19 protein-coding genes are annotated in these 22,474 nt (G+C 45.2%); 16 read left to right on the top strand and 3 right to left on the bottom strand.

Annotated elements, in window-relative coordinates; genetic code table 11:
* Positions 1–4: 4 nt before the first annotated feature.
* The 10 genes from ACIDE9_RS03200 (at position 5) to yddG (ending at position 10,983) form a co-directional block, all read left to right on the top strand.
* Positions 5–1,915, top strand: coding sequence for a hypothetical protein (locus tag ACIDE9_RS03200; RefSeq protein ID WP_411992647.1), 1,911 nt, complete (start codon positions 5–7; stop codon positions 1,913–1,915).
* A gap of 121 nt (positions 1,916–2,036) precedes the next feature.
* Positions 2,037–2,951 (top strand): 3'-5' exonuclease, encoded by a 915-nt coding sequence (locus ACIDE9_RS03195; protein ID WP_411992645.1) that lies wholly within the window; start codon positions 2,037–2,039, stop codon positions 2,949–2,951.
* 200 nt (positions 2,952–3,151) lie between these two features.
* Positions 3,152–4,648, top strand: a complete 1,497-nt coding sequence (locus ACIDE9_RS03190; protein ID WP_411992643.1) for a reverse transcriptase domain-containing protein — start codon at positions 3,152–3,154, stop codon at positions 4,646–4,648.
* Positions 4,648–5,319: an HNH endonuclease signature motif containing protein gene (locus ACIDE9_RS03185; protein ID WP_411992641.1), complete on the top strand. Its 672-nt coding sequence runs from the start codon at positions 4,648–4,650 to the stop codon at positions 5,317–5,319. The genes ACIDE9_RS03190 and ACIDE9_RS03185 overlap by 1 nt, the downstream gene beginning before the upstream one ends.
* A complete protein-coding gene (locus ACIDE9_RS03180) occupies positions 5,316–5,726 on the top strand; it encodes a hypothetical protein (protein ID WP_411992639.1) in 411 nt (136 codons plus the stop codon). The genes ACIDE9_RS03185 and ACIDE9_RS03180 overlap by 4 nt, the downstream gene beginning before the upstream one ends.
* Before the next feature lie 295 nt (positions 5,727–6,021).
* A complete protein-coding gene (locus ACIDE9_RS03175; protein ID WP_411992637.1) occupies positions 6,022–7,116 on the top strand; it encodes a hypothetical protein in 1,095 nt (364 codons plus the stop codon).
* A 231-nt stretch (positions 7,117–7,347) separates the two neighbouring features.
* Positions 7,348–7,842 (top strand): hypothetical protein, encoded by a 495-nt coding sequence (locus ACIDE9_RS03170; protein ID WP_411992636.1) that lies wholly within the window; start codon positions 7,348–7,350, stop codon positions 7,840–7,842.
* Positions 7,827–9,302: a hypothetical protein gene (locus ACIDE9_RS03165; RefSeq protein WP_411992634.1), complete on the top strand. Its 1,476-nt coding sequence runs from the start codon at positions 7,827–7,829 to the stop codon at positions 9,300–9,302. Before ACIDE9_RS03170 ends, ACIDE9_RS03165 begins: the two co-directional genes overlap by 16 nt.
* A gap of 253 nt (positions 9,303–9,555) precedes the next feature.
* Positions 9,556–9,780, top strand: a complete 225-nt coding sequence (locus tag ACIDE9_RS03160) for a hypothetical protein (protein ID WP_411992632.1) — start codon at positions 9,556–9,558, stop codon at positions 9,778–9,780.
* A 312-nt stretch (positions 9,781–10,092) separates the two neighbouring features.
* Positions 10,093–10,983: an aromatic amino acid DMT transporter YddG gene (gene yddG / locus ACIDE9_RS03155; RefSeq protein WP_411992630.1), complete on the top strand. Its 891-nt coding sequence runs from the start codon at positions 10,093–10,095 to the stop codon at positions 10,981–10,983.
* Position 10,984: 1 nt separating this feature from the next.
* Here yddG and ACIDE9_RS03150 read toward each other — a convergent pair whose 3' ends face one another.
* The 3 genes from ACIDE9_RS03150 to ACIDE9_RS03140 are packed head-to-tail and all read right to left on the bottom strand — an operon-like array spanning position 10,985 to position 13,158.
* Positions 10,985–11,752, bottom strand: a complete 768-nt coding sequence (locus ACIDE9_RS03150; protein ID WP_411992628.1) for an alpha/beta hydrolase — start codon at positions 11,750–11,752, stop codon at positions 10,985–10,987.
* A gap of 3 nt (positions 11,753–11,755) precedes the next feature.
* The gene (locus ACIDE9_RS03145) at positions 11,756–12,391 is read right to left on the bottom strand and encodes a glutathione S-transferase N-terminal domain-containing protein (RefSeq protein ID WP_411992626.1); all 636 of its coding nucleotides are present in this window, start codon (positions 12,389–12,391) and stop codon (positions 11,756–11,758) included.
* Between the two features lie 17 nt (positions 12,392–12,408).
* Positions 12,409–13,158, bottom strand: a complete 750-nt coding sequence (locus tag ACIDE9_RS03140; protein WP_411992624.1) for a glucose 1-dehydrogenase — start codon at positions 13,156–13,158, stop codon at positions 12,409–12,411.
* Positions 13,159–13,296: 138 nt separating this feature from the next.
* Between ACIDE9_RS03140 and ACIDE9_RS03135 the strand changes: the two genes are divergently transcribed.
* The 6 genes from ACIDE9_RS03135 to ACIDE9_RS03110 all read left to right on the top strand — a co-directional run bounded on the left by ACIDE9_RS03135 (position 13,297) and on the right by ACIDE9_RS03110 (position 22,420).
* Entirely contained in the window at positions 13,297–14,235 is a 939-nt protein-coding gene (locus tag ACIDE9_RS03135; protein ID WP_411992622.1) for a LysR family transcriptional regulator, read from the top strand.
* 159 nt (positions 14,236–14,394) lie between these two features.
* Positions 14,395–15,960 carry a type I restriction-modification system subunit M gene (locus ACIDE9_RS03130; RefSeq protein ID WP_411992620.1) on the top strand — a complete coding sequence of 522 codons (1,566 nt, stop codon included), beginning with the start codon at positions 14,395–14,397 and terminating at the stop codon, positions 15,958–15,960.
* A complete protein-coding gene (locus ACIDE9_RS03125; protein WP_411992618.1) occupies positions 15,950–17,275 on the top strand; it encodes a restriction endonuclease subunit S in 1,326 nt (441 codons plus the stop codon). Before ACIDE9_RS03130 ends, ACIDE9_RS03125 begins: the two co-directional genes overlap by 11 nt.
* Positions 17,272–18,003 (top strand): abortive infection family protein, encoded by a 732-nt coding sequence (locus ACIDE9_RS03120; RefSeq protein WP_411992616.1) that lies wholly within the window; start codon positions 17,272–17,274, stop codon positions 18,001–18,003. Before ACIDE9_RS03125 ends, ACIDE9_RS03120 begins: the two co-directional genes overlap by 4 nt.
* A 143-nt stretch (positions 18,004–18,146) precedes the next feature.
* Positions 18,147–19,235, top strand: a complete 1,089-nt coding sequence (locus ACIDE9_RS03115; RefSeq protein ID WP_411992614.1) for a Fic family protein — start codon at positions 18,147–18,149, stop codon at positions 19,233–19,235.
* Positions 19,235–22,420, top strand: coding sequence for a type I restriction endonuclease subunit R (locus ACIDE9_RS03110; RefSeq protein WP_411992612.1), 3,186 nt, complete (start codon positions 19,235–19,237; stop codon positions 22,418–22,420). The genes ACIDE9_RS03115 and ACIDE9_RS03110 overlap by 1 nt, the downstream gene beginning before the upstream one ends.
* Positions 22,421–22,474 lie beyond the last annotated feature (54 nt).

The following is a 22,474-nucleotide window of genomic DNA, read 5'->3' as shown; positions in this document are numbered from 1 at the left end:
CAGTTTGATGGTAACCGATAATTATAATAATGGCTTATTGAGAGATTCCAAAACTCCTTTGGTGATTGATGGCAAGTTGAAAGCACTCCCAATTGATAGCGAACTATCATGGGAAGATTTTGAGCGGTTAATTGTGAGACTTGTCCGCTATTCTTTGTCAGGTACTATTCAAAATAGCTTTCAATATGGTCGTCAAGGTCAAAAACAGTATGGGATTGATATAGTTGCTTTTAATGCAGCAACAGCTGATACATTTGTACTCCAATGCAAACATGTTAAAACGATATCCCGTGGAGATATTACTAAATGGATAAGAGAGTTTCTAACCGGCGAAAGACGTAAAGGGGTTAGTAAATATTTCCTCTGCACTTCATTCAGTATTGAAACAGATACTGCTCTAGTTGATGAATGGAAAGAGGCAGCTTTCTCGTTATTTGAGGAAAAAATTGATAGTGCACTTTGGGATTATGGCGAACTTCAGAGCTTGTTGAGATATGCAGAACCAGTTGTATTGGAGTTATTTGGCGAGGCTGCAGCAGAAAGATTTTGTGTTCGTTTAGAACCCAATCAACCGACAGAGTATCCAGTAAACTACCGTCAAAAGTTTGCTCATCGACTCGATTCAAGTTTAATTTTTGAGAATTTGACGTGTCGATTAGATTTATTAGTGCCTAACGATAAGCAACAAATTGTCTCGGCACTACTTTCATTTGCTCGAAAAGATCTGAACGGTATAACGTTAGGTATTGATTCAGATGAACTGATGCACTGGTTACAGTGGCGAGCACATGCTCAAGAAATAGATTCTCGTCCATATGCCATTCCCACAGACAATAAAGAACGCTGGATGCTTAGTACAAAGCATGCTCGTCTAACATTATCGACGGATGAGCTCAGTCATTTGGATTGGATATTAAAAGAAGCTTGGAATAGGCTTCTACCAGTGATCTTTGCTAATGAAGCAAAATGGCAAACAATGAGGTTCAAATTAATCGAGCATAATTACAACAGGGATTCTTACGCACTTGTGAGTGTTCATCGAAATTTGTGGTCAATTATTTTGGATTTTGCATGGGAATATGATTTTGCAAATGGAGATTCAAATTGGCATATTTTTGATGCTGCTCCAGGAATGTTAAAAGTCTATGTTAGAAATCGAAGAGCTAGGCTTGAACCCGGATACCACTTGATGATGCAGGCCCATAATGAAGTTGGGGTAGCTGGTCCTTGGGATGAAAATGTTGTACTTAGCTGGACACCTCTTAGTGATTTTGATGACCAGGCAGAGGCGGTGGGGCCAACAAAGGCTTGGGATGCGGAATATACCCATCACTGGATTATTGAACGTTTGATACCAACCGTAATTGAATGGCACCAGAACAAAAGAATGGCAAATAATAGATGGGTCTCATTTAAAACGAGAGATGTAAAGAAAGGTTCTAGCAGTGCACTAGGTTCATCTGATTTGTGTTATTCCTTAGCGCAATGTGGGAGCCGTGAGCTGGGGCGTAATATCAATGACACCACAGCAATTAGATGTGCTGTATCTCAAATGCAATCACACTTCAATGGAGGACACAAAGATGTCCCTGTCGATATTGCTTTAACACGTGCAGTACTTAAGCTATCAAAGCGTATCCTTCCATTTGTTTCGTTGCCTGACGAACATTACATACGCGGAAAATTGCCTCTAAATCCAAAGTTAGCTCTGGCAGATGGACTGGAAGTGTTGGCAAGCAGTGATCAAGTTATGGCAACCCGACAATGGTTAGATTTAAGCCTTCGTTGTCTATCAGCAATTATAGATGATGTAGATGAGTTACCGCCGAGTGAGCTAGGACATGCAATTGATGAGTTGATTCCAATATGGCGGCAGCTCAAAGAGGACTTGCTTTGTAGCGTATTTCGACAATGATCGCCATGTAGTTAATGAAAAATTGTGTAGATGAGTTTGAATCGCCAAGATCAGCCAGAATTAATGTTAGAACTTAGTTGAAAACTATAAATTCGCATTCATAGAATAGGAGAAAATTTTAATGCGAAGTGAATTAGAAATTGGATTATTGTTAGAGGAATTGAGTGGATATGGCTATAAATTCACCAAAGAGTTTATATCGCGAGATCACTATTTAGATAATGAACGTCCAGAGAGTTTGCTCAAAGCTATTATCCTAGATACAGAGACAACGGGAATTGATTTTATCAGTGATCGAATTATAGAGCTTGGTATGGTTTTATTTGAGTATTGCCCAATAACTGGTCAAGCTTATCGTGTTTTAGAAACGTATGATGAACTAGAAGATCCCGGGATATCTATTCCTCCTGAATCGACGAAAATACACGGTATTACTAATACTATGGTTAATGGCCACCATTTTGATGAACTGGCGGTCCAAGCATTCATAGCGGAGGCATCACTGATTATTGCCCATAATGCGAAATTCGATAGAGCGTTTGTTGAAGCTAGATTTCCTTTTTTTCAAGAAAAAGCATGGGGCTGCTCCTTTTCGCAAATTAATTGGAATGAAGAAGGGCTGGGAGGGGCTAAATTAGAGTTCCTCGCCTACCGTTATGGCTTCCATTATGCAGGGCATCGCGCATCCAATGACTGTCATGCTTTGCTTGAGGTTTTACAAAATAAATTGCCGGAGTCAGGCGAATTAGCGATGAAACGATTGTTGGATAATGCTAGTTCGAAAGAGATTAGAGTGTCGGCAATTAATTCTAAGTTTGATACTAAAGATATCCTAAAGAAACGTAGTTACCGCTGGAATGGAGAAAAAAAATTTTGGTCTATAGTTATTGATTCTATAAATCTGGATAGTGAAATTGAATGGCTAAGAAACAATATATATAACAACAAGTCCTTTCAAATTGAATTAGAAACGATTGATGCATTCAATAGATTCTCACTGCGTTCAGGACTGACTGAAGTTATAACTCTACGTTGACTTTAAATTAATAAATTGATTTAATAAATTATTCCTTAAGGAGGAGAGCGGGCACCCTTAGCACTTGATGGATTACCATTAAGGGATGGATGATAAAGAATAAAGCTATTTTTTATCATATGTAGCGACTTACTTTTACGTGGTTGTGTCCGTGGGTTAACCTGGCAGAGATGCTGGGTTTTCTTTTATAAAGGCTACAAATGGCATTAGAAGAAAAACTAAAAAAACTAATTGAAGAAGAAGCCGTTAAACTTCAAACTAGATACCATTCATATCATAATGCCCTCGAATTAGAGCATGCTAGGAAACAAAGGCGTACCTCTTCTGTAAGTGCGAAGGTCTTGAAAACTCCAGCCACTTGGCAAGACAATGACCTTTTTAATCCTTTTCATGTATATAAACGCAGACGCCAAATAGCAAAATCTATAGCGTTAAAGATTACTCAAGGGACATATTCTCCTAACCCGCCAAATGTAAAAAATATTCCTAAAGCTTCAGGTGGTTATAGACAGGTAACTACCTATCAAATTCCTGACGCCGCAGTATCCAGACTATATTATCAACAATTACTCTGGAAGAATAAGCATCGATTTAGTTCATTTTCGTATGCCTATCGAAACGACAGAAATGTACATTTTGCTATTCAGGATATAGCGGTTGAACTAAGACAAAACTCTCGATCGTTTATAGCAGAGTTTGATTTCTCAAAATTTTTTGATTCGATTAATCACGAATATCTTTTTGATCAGTTTGCAGAAAATGGGTTTTTCGTTACCGAGGCTGAAAAAAAAGTTATAGAAGCATTCTTAGGACCGAGTGGGAAAGGCATACCACAAGGGACATCAATATCTTTATTTCTTGCAAATTTAGTGTGTTGGAAATTAGATAAGGGGTTAGAAAAAGCAGGTTTGCAATTCGCAAGATATGCTGACGATACTGTTATTTGGTCACAAGATTATCAAAAAATAAGTCGAGCATACGACATTATCTCCGCCTTTTCTAAAGAGGCTGGTGTAGCAATTAATGTAAAAAAATCAGATGGAATCAGCTTACTCTGTTCAAAAGACATGCCTTCTGAATTCGTAAGTAAAAAGGAATACATAGAATTTCTTGGGTACTCTGTATCTGTAAGTAATGTAGGAATAAAAGAGCGGTCTGTTAATAAAATTAAAAAGCAGATTAGCTATATTTTATATAAACATCTTTTGCAGCCGTTGGGTGGAACTCAGCTCACAGCCCTAGTCATTCCCGCTAATAATAAGGACACGGCATTATTAAGCGCGATTCAAGAAGTAAGAAGATATCTTTATGGAAATCTAACAGAAGAGATGATTAGAAATTACCTAAATGGTAATAGTAATAGAATATTCTTTAAAGGTATTATGAGCTTTTATCCTCTAGTGGATAATGAAGATCAGCTAAAAGAACTAGATGGTTGGCTTGTTAGTACAATCTATAAAACGATACAAAAAAGGGCTAAATTACTAAAAAAATGGAAATTTAATAGAGATCATATTTTCCCTTTCAATGTTAAAAGAAATCAATTAACTGTAGAGTTCAAACGTAAACGAATTAATGGGAATAGGTTGTTGCAAATACCTAGCTTTTTTAATATTTATCGTGCTTTGAAAAAAGGGCTCCAAGAAGTTGGGGTTGAGGGTGTTATGAATGCCTCATCATTAGATTACGATTATTGATGTCTATTTCAGATAATGATTACAAACTTTTGTGGGGCCGCGCTGCAGGTATTTGTTCTAATCCGTCTTGCCGTGAGGATTTGACAATACTTTTAGAAGGCGCCACTAGTTATAACGTGGGTGAAATGGCGCATATAATTGCACATAGCCCATCCGGTCCTAGAGGCAATCAACAAGGCGGAAGTGATAAATATGACAATTTGATATTACTGTGTCCCACTTGCCATAGAACCATCGATAAATCCCCTGAAGGTTTGTACCCGATTGATTTATTAAATTCATGGAAGATAGAGCATGAAGCTGTGATACGTTCTTCAGGGTCAGAAAAGCGTTTTTCATCCTTAAATGACCTTAAGAAATATGTTAATCGCATGCTTATGGAGAATAGAGCAAATTGGGAAGCATTTGGCCCACAGTCTGAAACTGCTCGGAGGGACTTAGGTTCCAATCTTCACATTTTGTGGACACTACGTAAATTGGATACTATTGTCCCTAATAATATTCGTATAGTGAATGTTGTGAATTCAAATATTGAGTTACTTGAGCCAGAAGAATTTAAAGCATTTATTGATTTCAAAATTCATGCCTCAGCTTTCGAAGACAATCAACTTAACCGATTGGATTCATATCCTACTTTCCCTCTTCATTTTGCAGAGCTATTCTCGGTATGACAAATAACGGGTCAAATACCTGGGACGTTCCATTTTGCGATATAACATGGTTTGAAAATCTTTTAAATACGCATTCAAATATTACCAATGTTATTCGGCATGATGACATTGTTTTTGAAGTCGATCGAATAAAGCAATCTGATCATTTAAGAATTTTTTGCTGCCGTCAATATGCAATGAGTTTAACAAGAGTGCAAAGCGCCATAGCGGAGTTTGGTCCTCTGGATCTGATTTATATTGGCGGAGGTTGGAATGGGTATACATCTGTAGCTAAGCTCTTTTGCGAAGAGCAACATATTGGTTTGTATGTAACGGATGAGATGTCTGGGGCGCTTTGGCAGAATGAATATTGGTCATATTACAAACGAGATAAAAAAGGCAATCCTGTATATTTCAATCGAGGTTAAAGGATTGAGTGCTCTATATGGTTTTGGGTCTTTCTTTCGATCGGAAATATACTCTGATATAGATCTTTTGGCAGTTGCCTCTCCTGATTGCTCGGACCCACTGTCAGTTTATTATGTACTTAAAAAGCAATTGGATACTTTATCCTCAAATATAAAAGTGCCTATTGATCTTACATTTTTAACATATCAGGAGTTTCTTGAAAGACCATTATTAGAAATGGACCAGTTAGTGCTTCTCTATACTAGTGATTAGTACACTTAAGTATTTCTGGGATTTATACCCGCAAAGAAAATTATGAGCCAAAGTGTAATTTCAGATAATTGGTCGCTTCAAAATATATCAGAGCTTTTGCTCAATGGCATCGATGCCGAGGTGACTCATTTCATTACACCAAGCAGCGAAACCGACTCTCATCAGTATGAAGAAGTGCCTTCTGCAGTTGTTGCAATCGAGGCTATGTTTGATTTGATTACCGATATTATCTTGAGAGATCAAATACTAGTCGAAGAAGAATTCGCCAGTGTGTGGTTAGATGAAAATGGACCCCTCAAGAATCTAGCGGAACAATCAGTGATAAAAGCCTTTCCCTTTCTAGGAGATCCTGAACTTTTAATCGGGCCACGTGACGAGTTCGTTTCTAGATTGTGTTTAACAAGCTCGTTAAAGAAAGAGCATAAAGAAAACGTCCATGGATGGGCTTTGAATAATCAAGTACCTCATCCTTATCTCTCTCAGACAATCTGGGGGGGAGCAGGTATGCTTGCCCGAGCTTTTGTTTATGAAAAAGGATATACACCGCACCCTGTTAGACGGCGACTTTTACAAAAGGCAGGAATTGCACTTTCCGATACTGATGCAGTAATTCGAACTTGCAACGTCATAGAAGAAAAGCGAGCTTCTATTCGGTCACAGCAATCTAGTAATCATGAGCTCTACTCTCTTCAAGTAAATATGGAGCCCCTACCAATTAAAGTAATTCGAGAAGCCAGTTCACCAACAGATATTATGACTGTCGCTCTGCAAATTCGAGATGATTACGCAGAATTGAGGGATTGGTTGGGGCAATATCAAAAAAGTATAAATAACGGTGATTACAAAGAGATTCAAAAGCATCAGAAAATACTAAGCTCAATATCTAAATATGTTGATTCGACAATGGGTAAGTCTACAACTGACAATACTACATTTACTGTAGGTATCAACATATTTAATATTGCCATGAAGGGAAGTCCAATCAACACTCTCCAGAATCAATTTGGTGTGAGAGCTATGATTAACAAGTTGATACTTGGTGCATCAGGAACAGGTGAACTTAAAAGGCTGCTCAAATTTTTCGAGCACCATAATACAAGCATAGGGATGCAAGTGCTTGAGCATTTTTCAGCCTAGCATAAACAGTGTCAGAGATTGAACTCAGACATGAGCATGCAATTCTGAAATTAAACTTGTAAGGTCTTTATGAATCTTTCTCCAAGATTGATCTAAGTTTAGCGTCACTAAAGAAGTTTCTTACCCACATAAAATGAATGGGGAATCAGCAGAAAATATACTTCAAATCATTTTGAATCGTTTGACTTAGAAAACTTACTACAGCACGGGTATCTCGGGCAGGGAGGGGTAGTGGAGCAGCTTGAAAGATCACAAAGATATTTAAAAAGAATCAAGAATATCTATTCAGGAGTCTTTTCTCCAATCGGCCACGACAAAGATTCATATGATGACGATGTTATATCGTTTTTTATTCATTGTTATCATATTCGGGATTGGGTAATTCATTTAAACAAAGTCTGCGTTAATGCCAAAGAGGTCGATGAGTACATAAATAACCATATACCCTTAAAAATTTGTGCTGATTTAGCTAACGGATCTAAGCACTGTAAACTTACAAGAAATCTGCGTACAGAGCGGCAGCCACATTTTATTACCAAAGAACATAAAACCTCTCTAATGTTTACCAGTAATGGAGGCGGAGAGCTTTTATTATCCAAATATCAGATTTTATCTGATGGAGTAATCTATGATGCGTTGGAACTAGCTGAGGAAAGTGTTTTATTGTGGAGCACTTTTATAAGCAAGCTCTACGAAAAGGGATCAGTAAAATGGCAAATGGGATGAAGATTTACTTTTCAGATGTATTTTCTGTATCCCCTGAAATTCTTGAGGCTTATGGGGCATTCAATATCGCTCTTGTTAATGATCTGCCATTATTCGTTGATCCATTTCTTCTGTACGACAGTAAAAATCCCGCCTATCAGAAATTGCATGAAGAAATCATTACTTATTTATGTTTCCTTCGTGATCGAGCATTAAGTGGGGAATTGACGCCTGGTGCAATCTCACAGTGGCTGCTTTTTAAAGAAATTAAACAAAACTGGCTGGGTTTTAGTAAGACTGGTAATAAGGGAACTGGTCTTGGTCCAGAATTTGCACGGGCTCTCTCGCGCAATCTAACAACAGCTTTCAAAGACTTTGGCACCGAAACAGTCTCACATAGCTCCCACATAGAGAAACTTGGTTTGCTGAGTGGAGGAGTGGGACGAGATCATCTTAGTGACTTCACTACTAACTTAATCAAAGCTTATTTGCTTGATTACACACAAGCATTTGCTCTTGCAAACATTCGACCAGAACAACGATCACGATTCCGAATTGAGCGTGTTAGATTTGACTATGCAACACGACGTTGGCAAAGCGACTATTTCGAACTTCCTGTTATTAATGGCGACTATGTGGTTCTTACCCCCAAAGAGATCCTGACACGAGATGAAGCATGGATTAATCAGACAGATCTTCTTGATCGCTTTCATGACATTTGTGTTTCGTTGCCTGATGATGCTTTACGAGCGCAAGTTAATGAGCACTTTTACAGTCAAATTAATAGAAAATCTAAAGAAAAAGAAGTGCGCGAAGCAGCGATGCGAACAATTGAGAAATTTCATTCGCTTTTAGATTATTACATTCGTTGGAAAGAGGAGCATGGTTCAGAAGCTCATAAATCTGCTAATGGCAAGGTAAGAGAGACTTACGAACAATTCGTTGAGAACGTTCGTACTTTAGTAAATGATTATTTGGTGGGGGCGGAGTTCTATAACGGCGATCATTCATATGAACAAAGTATGAAGCGAGTGATGTACCTTAAGCATGTGATTGAAGATCAAGGAGGGCATCGTCTCTTCTACATTAATGGTGAGCCTGTTCAACGAGAGGTAGACTTGCACGTGATGTTTAGGCTCACATGGTTTGCTAACTCAGAAGATCTCGATCTAAATGCAGAAGTAAATAATGGACGTGGTCCAGTAGATTTCAAGATATCTAAGGGGAGTAAGAACTCAACTTTAGTAGAGTTCAAGCTTGCAAAAAACACCTATCTGGAAAAGAACCTGCAACATCAAGTAAAAATCTATGAAGAGGCTAGTGATACAAAGCAATCGATTAAAGTAATTATGTATTTTTCAGATTCAGAGCTTCAGCGTGTAATGGATATTTTGAAAAGATTAAAGTTAACTGAATGCAAAGATATTGTGTTAATTGATGCAAGTCCGAAAGCATCTGCATCAAAGGCCAACGAGCATTAAATATTAAGTATTGATTAATACCGCATTTTCAGTAGAGATAAATCTTTACTCGGGTTAGCAAGGTTATATAACTATTTGACATAATGTAACAAATTTGTTATAATTCAAAATAAGATGTTAAGGTAGTGGGTGTGATGGACATGTCGGTGGTGAAAGCACGGTGTCTAAGCCCCAGTCTGTGGTGGTCACGGCTAGGAAAAACAACAACCAAAAGATTTACGTTGAAAAACCTAACCATAAGAAGGAGAAGACCATGAAATATAAAACCACAGAAAACGTAAAAGCAGTAAAAGCAGTAAAAGCAGTAAAAGCAGTAAAAGCAGTAAAAGCAGTAAAAGCAGTAAAAGCAGTAAAAGCAGAGGTAGCAATTAACACTAGGATCACGCAGCAGTTCAGTTTGAGATTGAAAAAACTTGCCGTGGCCACCTCTCTGGGGTTTGCTGCTGGATTTGCAATCCAGGTAGCCTCACTTCCTTAGCATCTTATTCAGAAAGCCTTAGTAAAATACTTTACTAAGGCTTTTTTCATTAAATATGCGAGAAGTTAGGAATTTTTCACATTAAGTGCGAATTTGACGTTACTAGTGCTTCAATTAGCATGAAAAGTTTGTTGATTTTATTGGGTGTTACTTTTCATTTTTTGTGAGAACCTACATTAACATGAAAAGTTTATTGATTTTATTGTGTGTGATTTTTCATTTTTTGTGAGAACCTACACGAAATCCGTTTTCACCTGAATTAAAAAAGCGCCTTCGGGCGCTTTTTTATTACTCACTTTAAAGCTTAAAAACATGCAAGACTCAAACCCGCGCTTTAATCATGCCACGCTGGTCGGTTGTTGCGCCGTGCTGATGTGGAGCGTCACTGTAGGCTTATTCAGGAGTGTGGCTGAAATTTTTGGCCCAATAGCGGGTGCGGCCATGATTTTTAGCGTTGCCGGGTTATTTGCCAATACGATTATCGGCGCGCCTAAGCTCAAAACGTTCCCCAGGCTATATCTATGGGTAGGCGGCGGCCTGTTCGTGCTCTACGAGGTCCTGCTGGCGCTTTCTATCGGCACTGCGACTGACAGGGGGCAGGTACTTGAGCTGGGGATGATCAATTACCTGTGGCCCAGCCTGACCATTTTGTTTGCAGTGATAGCTCGCCAGCAACGCGGTCACTGGCTATTACTGCCGGCCATGGTGCTTTGTTTATTGGGCATCGCCTGGGTGATGAAAGGCGAGGGTGCCTGGTCGCCCGCCACCTTCTTGCACAATGTCCAGCGTAATCCCATCGGCTATGGCATGGCGTTGTTAGCTGCCATCATCTGGGCGGTGTATTCGGTATTTACCCGCCGCTTTGGCAAAGGTATCAACGGTGTGCCGCTATTTCTCGTCACCACGGCTGCGGTGCTATGGCTTGCTTACAGGCTTAGTGACGAAGTGACTTTGGTATTCAATCTGGCCGGGTTACTCCAGGTCTGTGTCATGGGCACGCTGATGGCCACCGCCTATTCATGCTGGAACTACAGCATTCAGCACGGCAACCTGGCACTACTGGCAACGATGTCGTATTTCACCCCGGTATTATCGGTGTTACTGGCCTGCCTGTGGTTAGATGTCGCACCAGGCGCCGGGTTTATGTACGGCTTGGGTTTGGTCACGCTGGGCTCATTACTCAGTGGCCGGGCCAGCCAGTAGTTCATGGTGACGACCCGGTAAACTGCCTGATTAACTGGCAAAGCGTGTCAAAAGCCGGGTGCTGCTGGTTGCTCAAATTAAAAGCGCTGTCTTGCAGTCTTTGTACTTGTACCGGTACGCCCGCGAGCAGCAGTTTCGTGGCATAGGTTTCGGCTTCATCCCTGAGCGGGTTGCTGTCACTGCTGATGATCATCGCAGGGACCAGTCCGCCCAGCCGACAGGAATTCACTGGTGACACATACGGGTGCAAGGCATTACTCGCCACCTGCGTATAATCTGCCCAGGCCCGGCGGCACGGGCTATCTGCCACGGCTGCCAGTGACTTTGAGGTTTGTAGCGCGTCCAGCATGGGGTTGATCAGTATTTGGCCTTGAAGCGTGTTGCGGCAATTCAGGCCACGGTCGCGGAACAACATGGACACTACCGCAGCCAGGTTACCGCCAGCTTGCTCCCCGCCAACAAATATCCTTTTGGCATCTGCACCTATTGTTTTTGCGTGCGCACACACCCACGCCAGCGCTTGGTAGGCGACCTCTATGGTGTCAGGAAACTGCATGGCAGGCGCCAAGGGATAAGCCACACACACTACTACCATGTGTTCAGACAGTGCATGGGCCAAATCATATGCCGTTTCAATACTGCCACAGTTAAACAAGCCGCCATGAAAATAAATCAGGGCAGCTTGCCTGCTTTTGGCATCGCCTTTGCCAAATACCTGCAAAGTAATTGGTGCGGCACTGGCCGGATATTCAAAGCTTGTGGTCCACATGGTTTAAAGTGTGGGCACTGCCATGCCCAGTTTCACTGCAGGGCGTTCGCCTATGCGCTTCAGCCAGCGTTGCAACGCTGGTTTAGTGTCAAACGAGCCTTTCAATGCCTCTTTGAAATAGACCGTGGCTGCTTGCACCCATGGGTAACAGGCGATATCGGCGATGGAGTATTCTTCACCTGCCAGGTAAGCATGGCTTGCTAACTGCTTCTCCATCACGCTGAATAACCTTTCTGCCTCTTCGGTAAAGCGTGCGATGGCTAATGGCGATTTTTCCTGGCTACGCACCGCGAAAAAACCGAGCTGGCCCAACATGGGCCCAAGCGCACTGGTTTGCCAGTGCAACCATTCCAGGGCGTTATAGCGCGCCTGCCCAGTAGGTGCCAGAAACTGGCCGTACTTTTCGGCCAGGTAGGTCAAAATAGCGCCGCTCTCAAAAATCACGACCGGGTCACGATCTGGTTCGGTATCGATGATGGCCGGAATCTTGTTGTTAGGCGAAATCGCACTGAAGTGTGCAGAAAACTGTTCCAGCTTGCCCAGATCAACCGGGCTCACCGCATAGTCGAGTCCTAACTCCTCCAGCAGGATAGAGATCTTTCGACCATTTGGTGTGGCCCATGTGTATAAGTTGATCATTTGTTTGTTCTCTAAAATTAACGCAAGCCACCGCCCACCAGCAATTGCTCGCCAGTCAGCCAGTAAGAGTCTTCAGAGGCTAAAAAGGCCGCCACTGACGCAATATCATTCGGCTGGCCAGTGCGCCCCAGCGGTGTTTGTGCCACATAGCCACTCTCCATCTCTGAGCCAATCACACCTGCGGTTTGCGTACCTTCCGTGGTAACCAGGCCTGGGTTCAAGGCATTGACGCGAATCTTGCGTGGGCCAAGTTCTTTGGATAACGAACCGGTGATAGCATCTACCGCGCCTTTGGTGGCGGTGTATACCGCCGCGCCGGGAGGCGTTAAACGGCTGACCACAGAACCAATATTGATAATGCTGCCGCCTTCAGGCAGATATTTAACCGCCGCTTGCGTGGTGAGTAACAAGCCCAGCACGTTGATATTGAATTGTTTGTGGAAGTGTTCAGGGGTGATTTCTTCGATGCTGCCAAATTCATAAATACCAGAGTTGTTGACCAAAATATCCAGCTTGCCAAAGTTACTAATCGCCGCATCGATAATCGCTTGTGCGTCGGCAGCTTCACTCACATTGCCACCCACGGCCACAGCCTTGCCACCCGCGGCGGTAATGTCAGCGACCACCTTGTCAGCACCCGCTTTGCTGGATAAATAATTGACGACGACAGATGCGCCATCACGGGCAAAACGTCTGGCAATTTCTGCCCCAATGCCTTTAGATGCACCAGTCACTACGGCTACTTTACCTTCAAGTTTCTTGCTCATAAAAATCTCCTCAATAAAAAGTAATGAAGTTGTTTGAAACTGGTGACCACTATAAATAAATAAAAAACACAGATAAATCACCTAAATATGCAATCACTGTGCTAATTTATTGGACAATTAAGATCAATCAGGACGTTTATGGACCGCTTTGACACCATGCTGGCCTTCACAAGGGTAGTAGAGTTGGAAAGTTTTACCAAAGCCGCCATGTCACTTAACTTGCCCAAAACCACCGTCTCGGCCCAGGTGCTGGCGCTGGAAAAACGCCTGCGGGTTAAGCTGCTGCACCGCACCACCAGGCGCATCAGCGTCACCACCGATGGCGCCGCCTATTACGAACGCGCCATCAGATTATTAAACGAGCTGGAAGAAACCGAAGCCGCGCTTAACCAGGCCACGGCCAGTGCAAAAGGGCGCTTGCGGGTAGATGTGCCCACGCCATTGGGGCGCCTGGTGATTATTCCGGCCCTGCCAGATTTTTTTAAAAAGTACCCGGAGATACAACTCGAAATCGGCTGCGATGACAGGCCGATTGACCTGCTAGAAGAAGGCGTCGACTGCGTAATTCGTATCGGTCATCCGCTGGATTCCACCCTGGTCGCCCGCCGCGTAGGCACCATGCAATTTATCCTGGTCGCCTCACCTGAATACCTGCAAACCCACGGCAGGCCAACGCATCATGACGACCTACAACGCCACCAGGCCGTGCACTTCTTTTCATCCAAAACCGGCAAAGTGCGCAATTTCGTTCTTGAGCACGAAGGGGTAGAGCAAGAAATCCCCGCCATACGTAAACTGGCCATCAATAATGGTGACGCCATTGTTGCCGCCGCACTGGCAGGCATAGGTATCTGCCAACTGCCGACGTTTATGGTGCAAGGGTATTTAACTGACGGAAAGTTAGAAAAAGTGTTGGGCGATTACCCGACGGGCAGTTTGCCTATGAATGCGCTGTATCCGCAAAATCGGCATTTATCATCCAAAGTGCGGGCGTTTATTGAGTGGGTGGCTGAGTTGTTTGCAGAGTGTCGTTTGCTTCAAACCTCAGGCAAAAATGAGCAAGCTGGGGAAAAATAACAATCATTATTTAAGAAGCTGGCGAATCGAAGACAACATTAAAATTTCAGAGGGTGTTTGTTTGATGCCAATAAGTTAATATCTAGGGTCAAACGAGTTTTAAGCTTTTATTAAGTAGCATGGGTGCAAAATCCTCAGCATTGGGTCAAGAAATAGAAAATGGCAAAAGTAGAGAAGAAAAATATTAAGGGAGATCACTTGGGTTTTGAGGCTGATCTTTTCAGAACAGCCGACAAGCTGCGCGGCAACATGGAGCCTTCCGATTACAAGCACGTTGCGCTTGGGCTGATCTTCCTTAAGTACATCTCCGATGCCTTTGAGGCTAAGTACAAAGCTTTGTTAGCTGAGGATGCGCGGGTAGCTGAGGATAAAGACGAATACCTAGCAGACAATGTGTTTTGGGTTCCGAAAGAAGCGCGCTGGTCGCATCTTCAGGATAACGCAAAGCAACCAACTATCGGTACTTTGATTGATGATGCGATGCGCGCCCTTGAGAAGGATAACGAGTCGCTCAAAGGTGTACTTTCCAAGGACTACGCCCGCCCTGCGCTCAATAAAGTGATGCTAGGCGAGCTAATCGACCTGATCTCTGGCATTGCACTCAATGAAGAAGGCGATCGCTCCAAAGATGTGCTTGGAAGGGTGTATGAGTATTTCCTTGGGCAATTCGCTGGCGCTGAGGGTAAGCGTGGCGGTGAGTTTTACACCCCACGTTCCGTGGTGAGTGTGTTGGTCGAGATGCTCGAGCCCTATTCCGGCCGTGTCTATGACCCTTGTTGCGGCTCGGGCGGCATGTTCGTGCAGTCTGAGAAATTCGTTCAGGAGCACGGCGGCCGCATTGGCGATATTGCAATTTACGGTCAGGAGTCTAACTACACCACATGGCGACTGGCCAAGATGAACCTTGCGGTGCGTGGTATTGACTCCGACATCCGCTGGAACAACGAGGGCAGTTTTCATAAAGACGAACTACGCGACCTAAAAGCTGACTATATCCTCGCCAATCCCCCATTCAATATCTCAGACTGGGGCGGCGACCGCCTGCGAGAAGATGTACGCTGGAAATTCGGCGCACCGCCAGTGGGCAATGCCAACTACGCGTGGCTTCAGCACATCTACCATCATCTCGCGCCGTTTGGTACGGCAGGCGTGGTGTTGGCTAATGGCTCGATGAGTTCCAACACCTCTGGTGAGGGTGATATCCGCCGCGAAATGATTGAAAAAGACGTCGTGGATTGCATGGTCGCCCTCCCAGGTCAACTCTTCTACTCAACCCAAATCCCCGCCTGTTTGTGGTTTTTGGCACGTGACAAATCCAATGGCCGTTCAGGTAAAGAGCATCTGCGTGACCGTCGTGGGCAGGTGCTATTTATCGATGCCCGCAAACTGGGAGTGCTGGTGGATCGTACCCGGCGCGAACTGACAGATAAAGAAGTACTGAGGATCGCCAACACTTACCACGCTTGGCGTGGTGAGAAAGATGCAGGTGAATACGCTGACGAGGCGGGTTTCTGCAAATCGGCAACGTTGGATGATATTCGTAAGCACAGTCACGTGCTGACACCAGGCCGCTATGTGGGCGCGGCTGATCAGGAGGATGACGGTGAGCCCTTTGAGGAAAAGTTACTACGGCTATCGGCGCAGTGGCGAAAGCACCAGGCCGACGCCGCTAGGCTGGATGCGGCTATTGGGGCTAACCTGAAGGAGCTTGGATATGGCGAATGATTGGCAAGATGCGACTCTTCGTGATGTTTGCCAATTACGTGCTGGGTCGGTCTTCCCTCCAGCACTACAAGGTAAATCAGCTGGCATCTACCCATTCGTCAAGGTCAGTGATATGAACTTGGCTGCGAATGTAGTGCAGATTCAGGATGCAAATAACTGGGTCGACGACGACGATCTCTTTCAATTAAAGGCGAAGGTGTTTCCTCCTGGTACAACTATATTCGCAAAGATTGGTGAAGCACTTAAAGCTAACCGACTCCGTTACATCATTCGGCCGACGATCATTGATAACAATATGATGGGTGCAATCCCAGCTTCTGACGCTGTCGACAGTCGTTTCTTACACTATGCTCTTTCGCAGTTTGATTTTGGTGAGGTAGCTGGAGGTACTGCGCTGCCCTATTTGACCGTTGCGGTACTCTACGAACTGAAAATCGCAATTCCACCTTTGCCAGAACAGCGGGCTATTGCCCACATACTTGGTACCCTCGACGAAAAAATCGAAAATCTGCGCATTCAAAATGTGTCCCTTGATGCGATCTCTCATGCCTTATTCAAGGCGTGGTTCGTAGACTTCGAGCCAGTACGCGCCAAGCTGGAACGCCGCTGGTTCAACAACCAATCCTTGCCGGGTCTGCCCGCACATATCTATGAAATCTTTCCCGATCGGTTAGTTGAATCAAAGTTGGGTGAGATGCCAGAGGGATGGGAAATTGTACCGATGAGCAAACTCATTGAGTTCAATCCTGCTGAGCCTTTACGAAAGGACACTGAGGCTCCCTACATCGAGATGGCCGCATTGCCGACTTCAGGAAGCTGGCCTGAGCCACCTATATTGCGAGCCTTTGGCAGTGGCATGCGTTTTCGCAATGGCGACACCCTGCTGGCGAGAATTACCCCTTGCTTAGAGAATGGCAAGACGGCCTTCGTCCAGTGTTTGCCGGATAACACCGTAGGATGGGGATCCACCGAGTACATCGTTATGCGCCCTAAGCCTCCGGTGCCGAAAGAGTTTGGGTACCTGCTTGCCCGCAACGCTGCCTTTCGAGAGCAGGCTATTCGGAGTATGACCGGCACTTCTGGGCGCCAACGTGTTCAGGCTGATTCAGTAGCTGCATTCAAGCTTGCAGTGCCTTCAAGCAAAGCTGTGTGGGATGCATTTTCGCATGTTGTTGAGCCTATGTTCATTAGCATCAAAACTAACGAGGAAGCAATCGCAACGCTCGTCCAACTGCGCGATACCCTGCTGCCCAAGCTTATCACTGGCGAGTTGCGCGTCCCGGATGCCGAGCGTATCGTTGGAGCAGCAATATGACTTTGGATTGGTGCCCTGGCATTCGCGAGGCATGCGGTCATTGGCGCGACGCGCCTATGTTGCAACAGACCTTCGAGGCCATGGAGCGCAATCTAGAACAGAACAACGACGCGTGCATAGACTGTGCCAAGACTGTCGTTGAAGTGGTCTGTCGCGTGGTGGTAGAAAGTTTTCACACTCAACAAATCCCCCTTAGGCCTACGCAAGAGACACCCTCGCTCTCCGACTGGTTGACGGCCGCAATTCGTGCACTCAAGTTGGGAGATGTTCGTGATGACCGATTCAAAAAGCTGGTGTCCAGCCACCATAAGTTAGCCGATGCACTGAACGACCTTCGCAACAAGGCGGGTCCTGCTAGTCACGGTAAAGATCCTTATCTAGCTCGTTTGGCCGAACATCATCGCCGCAGTGCGGTTTTGGCGGCAGATGCCATCGTAGCTTTTCTGCATCAAGCCTATCTGGATACGCAGCTTGACCCGAGCAGTTCTCGCGAGCCATGGGAGCGCTTTGCAGATGACAATGCGTTGATTGATGCACATGTAGGACTGGCGGTGAGTAATGAGAATACTGATTCACCGACCTTGCTTTTTGTACTACCTGGCGGAGATGAGATACCTATCAATATTGAAGTGAGCCGTTTGCTCTATCAACTAGATCGGGACGCGTATGTCGAGGCCTTGAACGCTACACGTGGATTACCAGCTCCGGTTGCAGATGCAGTTGAATAATAAGATGGGTTGTAATAGGGTTTTGTCGCAATGGAGTGACTTAACAGATGATGGCCTAAACATGCATAAAAATTTCTATTTTTTGAACATATTCCAGTTACCATGTTAAAAATATACAATTTTATTAACACGATGAGCGAATCATGTTAACGCCGAGTTATATCATTCCTCCTCTGCCGCCTGTTGGTGTCGATTTCGATGCGCCAGTTTTGCTGAAAGCATTGGCATTGGCTCATCGGCACTTGGCGGAACTGAAAGGCTGCGCTAAGAGTATCCCCAATCAGGGCATCCTGGTCAGCACGCTGGCATTGCAAGAAGCTAAGGCGAGCTCGGAAATTGAAAGCTATGTCACCACGCAGGATGAGCTGTTTCAGGCAGATTTGCAGTTGGCAGCAGGGATATCAATAGCAGCTAAAGAAGTTTCGCGTTACCGTGAAGCCTTGATGTTGGGCTACGAGCAGATGCGTGAACAACAAGGGTTGTTGACCAATGGTTTGCTGATTAGCTTGTTTCAGATGCTGAAAAATAGCGCAGAGGAATTTCGTCAAACACCGGGCACGGTACTTAAAAACGACAAAACGGGTAAGACGGTGTTTGTACCACCGCAAGACGCGGCGGAGATTTTGCAGCATATGCATGCGCTGGAACACTTTATCAATACGACTGAGGATGGGCTGGATGATTTGTTGAAAATGGCAGTGATTCATCATCAGTTTGAGAGCATTCACCCATTTAGCGATGGCAATGGGCGTATTGGGCGGATAGTGAGTGTACTTTATCTGAGTAAAACGGGGCTGCTAGAGGCGCCGGTGCTCTATCTTTCGCGCTTTATCAATCAGCATAAGACGGATTATTACCGTCTGCTGCAGGCTGTGCGTGATCAAGGTGATTGGCAAGCATGGTTATTGTTTATGTTGCAGGCCGTGGCTGAAACGGCACAGACTACCGTGGTGCTGGTTGAGGGAATGCGTGAGTTGATGGCGGAAACCAAGCAGCGTTTACGGCAGGAGTTGCCCAAACTCTATTCTCAGGATTTACTTAACAACTTGTTTCGGCACCCTTATACGCGCATTGAGTTTGTACAGCGTGACCTCGGCATCACTCGCCAGACAGCGGCTAAATATTTGAAGCAGCTCGCGGCCAAGGGCATCGTGCAGGAGTTTGCACAAGGCAAGCATATGTATTTTATTAATACACCACTGGTGCGATTGCTCACTGAAGGGGAGCGCTAATGGCATTTTTATCCGAAGCGCAAGTGGAGCAAACACTATTGGATCAACTGCAGGCACTGGGTTACAACATTGCGTGCGAAGAAGAAATTGGCCCAGACGGCAAGCAGCCGGAGCGAGAGAGTCACAATGAGGTGATACTCAAACAGCGGTTTGAGGACGCTGTAGCACGGTTGAACCTGAGTTTGCCAGCTGAGGCGCAAAACGATGCGTTGAGGCGAGTGATGCAATCTGAACTGCCATCGCTGCTTGAAGAAAACCGCCGCATCCATAAGCTGATAACGGAGGGTGTAGACGTTGAGTACTATGCGAACGATGGTACGCTGACGGCGGGCAAAGTTACTCTGATTGACTTTGAGCACCCAGAGCATAACGATTGGCTAGTGGTGAGCCAGTTTGTGGTGATTAACGGCCAAAGCAATCGTCGACCCGATGTCGTGATCTTCGTCAATGGCTTGCCTTTAGGCGTAATAGAACTCAAAGCGCCGGGGAGTGCAGGGGCACATCTGTTAGGTGCATTCAACCAGCTGCAGACCTACAAGCAGCAGATTCCGGCGTTGTTTAATACCAATGCACTTTTGGTGACCTCAGACGGTATTGCGGCACGGGTTGGGTCGCTCTCGGCAGACCTTGAGCGCTTTATGCCCTGGCGCACCACCGACGGCGTGGATGTTGCGCCTAAAGGTGCGCCAGAACTCTCGACATTGATTGAAGGCGTATTCGAGCGGCGCCGCTTACTGGCTTTGCTACGCGATTTCACCGTGTTTGGTGAAACGGGTTCTGGGTTGGTCAAAATCATTGCAGGTTATCATCAGTTTCATGCAGTACGGCATGCGGTTGCTTCAACAATTCGAGCTTCAGCTTCTGTACAAGGCGCAGCGCAAGATCCAGCGGATTATGGTTTGCCGAGTGTGAAGACACAGAGCCAAGGTGACAGACGTGCAGGGGTCATCTGGCATACGCAAGGGTCGGGCAAAAGTTTCTTGATGGCGTTTTATGCAGGGCAACTGGTGCGGCATCCGGCGATGGCAAATCCGACACTGGTAGTGCTGACTGACCGCAACGATCTTGATGATCAGCTATTTGCCACTTTTTCGATGTGCCGTGATTTGATCCGGCAGACGCCGATACAGGCCGAAAGCCGTGACGATTTGCAGAAGATGTTAAACCGGGCTTCTGGCGGTGTTATTTTTACGACGTTGCAGAAGTTTGGCGAGGTGACAGAGCCGCTTACCACAAGACGCAACGTGGTCGTCATCGCGGATGAAGCGCACCGCAGTCAGTATGGCTTTAAAGCCAAGGTGGACGCCAAAACCGGCGAGATTTCTTATGGCTTTGCCAAGTACATGCGCGACGCCTTGCCAAATGCATCATTTATCGGTTTTACTGGCACGCCGATTGAAGCGGACGATGTAAACACACCGCTCGTGTTTGGTAATTACATTGATGTTTACGACATTAGCCGTGCGGTGGAAGACGGTGCCACCGTGCCGATCTACTATGAATCGCGGCTGGCGCGGATTGAGCTTGATGAGGAAGAGAAGCCAAAAATAGATGCCGAGGTGGAGTATCTCACCGAAGAAGATTCCGAGGCCGACCAAGAGCGCTTAAAGAAAAAGGGGTCTACGATTGAAGCCCTGGTTGGCAGCGATAAAAGACTGGCATTGGTCGCCAAAGACATGGTTGCCCACTTTGAAGATCGGGTAGCTGCGTTAGATGGTAAGGCCATGGTGGTGTGTATGAGCCGCCGCATTTGCGTGAGGTTGTACGAAGAAATTAAGAAACTACGCCCCGATTGGCATAGCGATGATGACAATGCAGGCGCAATCAAGATTGTAATGACTGGGGCGGCGAGCGATCCTAAGGAGTGGCAGCAGCATATAGGCAATAAGGCTAGACGTGATTTATTGGCCAAACGCGCCCGCGATCCGCAAGATCCACTCAAACTTGTGATTGTGCGGGATATGTGGCTCACTGGTTTTGACGCACCTTGCATGCATACGATGTATGTGGATAAACCTATGCAGGGACATGGCCTGATGCAGGCAATTGCGCGGGTGAATCGGGTGTTCCGCGATAAACCAGCTGGTCTGATTGTGGATTACATCGGCATTGCGCAAAATTTGAAGTCTGCCCTACAACAGTATTCTAAAAACGACCAGGAAAACACTGGTATTGATGAGGCTGAGGCCATTTCAGTAATGCTGGAGAAATATGAAGTTGTACGTGATATGTACCACGGCTACAACTATACCTCTGCAATGAATGGCACACCCAAAGAACGCTTGGTAATGATGGCAGGTGCCATAGAGTGGATTCTAGACCTGCAGCAGAGGTTGGCGGCGAACGAAAAAACTAAGGATGGTAAGAAGGATGCTCATCGTCGATACCAAGATGCTGTACTTGCATTGTCCAAGGCGTTTGCCTTGGCATCCGCCTCTGATGAAGCACGTGATATCCGGGAGGAGGTCGGTTTCTTCCAGGCGATCCGTGCCGCACTGGTTAAGAGTAGCACGGGTTCTGGTGTTACTCAGCAAGAACGCGAGCTTGCAATTCAGCAGATTGTCAGTCGTGCTGTAGTTTCAACCGAGATCGTGGATATTCTTGCTGCTGCTGGCATCAAGAGTCCGGACATCTCAATTTTGTCTGATGAGTTTCTTGCTGAAGTGCAGCAGATGGAGCGCAAGAACCTTGCGCTGGAAGCTTTGCGTAAGCTGATTAATGATGGCATTCGCTCACGTAGTAAAGCCAATGTAGTCCAAACTAAGGCGTTCTCGGAAAGATTGGAAGATGCCGTGGCACGTTATCACGCCAATGCGATCACGACTGCCGAGGTGTTGCAAGAATTGATTCAACTGGCCAAGGATATACGTGCAGCTCGTCAGCGTGGCGAAGAGTCTGGGCTATCTGATGAGGAAATCGCTTTCTATGATGCTCTGGCAGAAAACAACAGTGCTTTAGAGGTGATGGGCGACGATAAATTAAAACTGATCGCACATGAGTTGCTAGTAAGCCTTCGCGAAAATGTCACTGTAGACTGGGCACATAGAGATTCCGCTCGGGCACGTATGCGTGTACTGGTGAAGCGTATTCTGCGGAAGTATGGCTACCCACCTGATTTGCAAGATGCAGCTGTGCAAACAGTCTTGCAGCAGGCAGAGGCTTTGTCGTCAGGATGGCGTTTTTAGTCATCAGATAATCACTAGATTTAAACGATACTTGCATAGCAAACACATCCATCG

This window comes from Methylophilus sp. 'Pure River' (assembly GCF_046765995.1).
Taxonomy (GTDB): Bacteria; Pseudomonadota; Gammaproteobacteria; order Burkholderiales; family Methylophilaceae; genus Methylophilus.
Note: the sequence above shows the minus strand (reverse complement) of the source record. Positions and strands in the feature narration are given on the sequence as shown.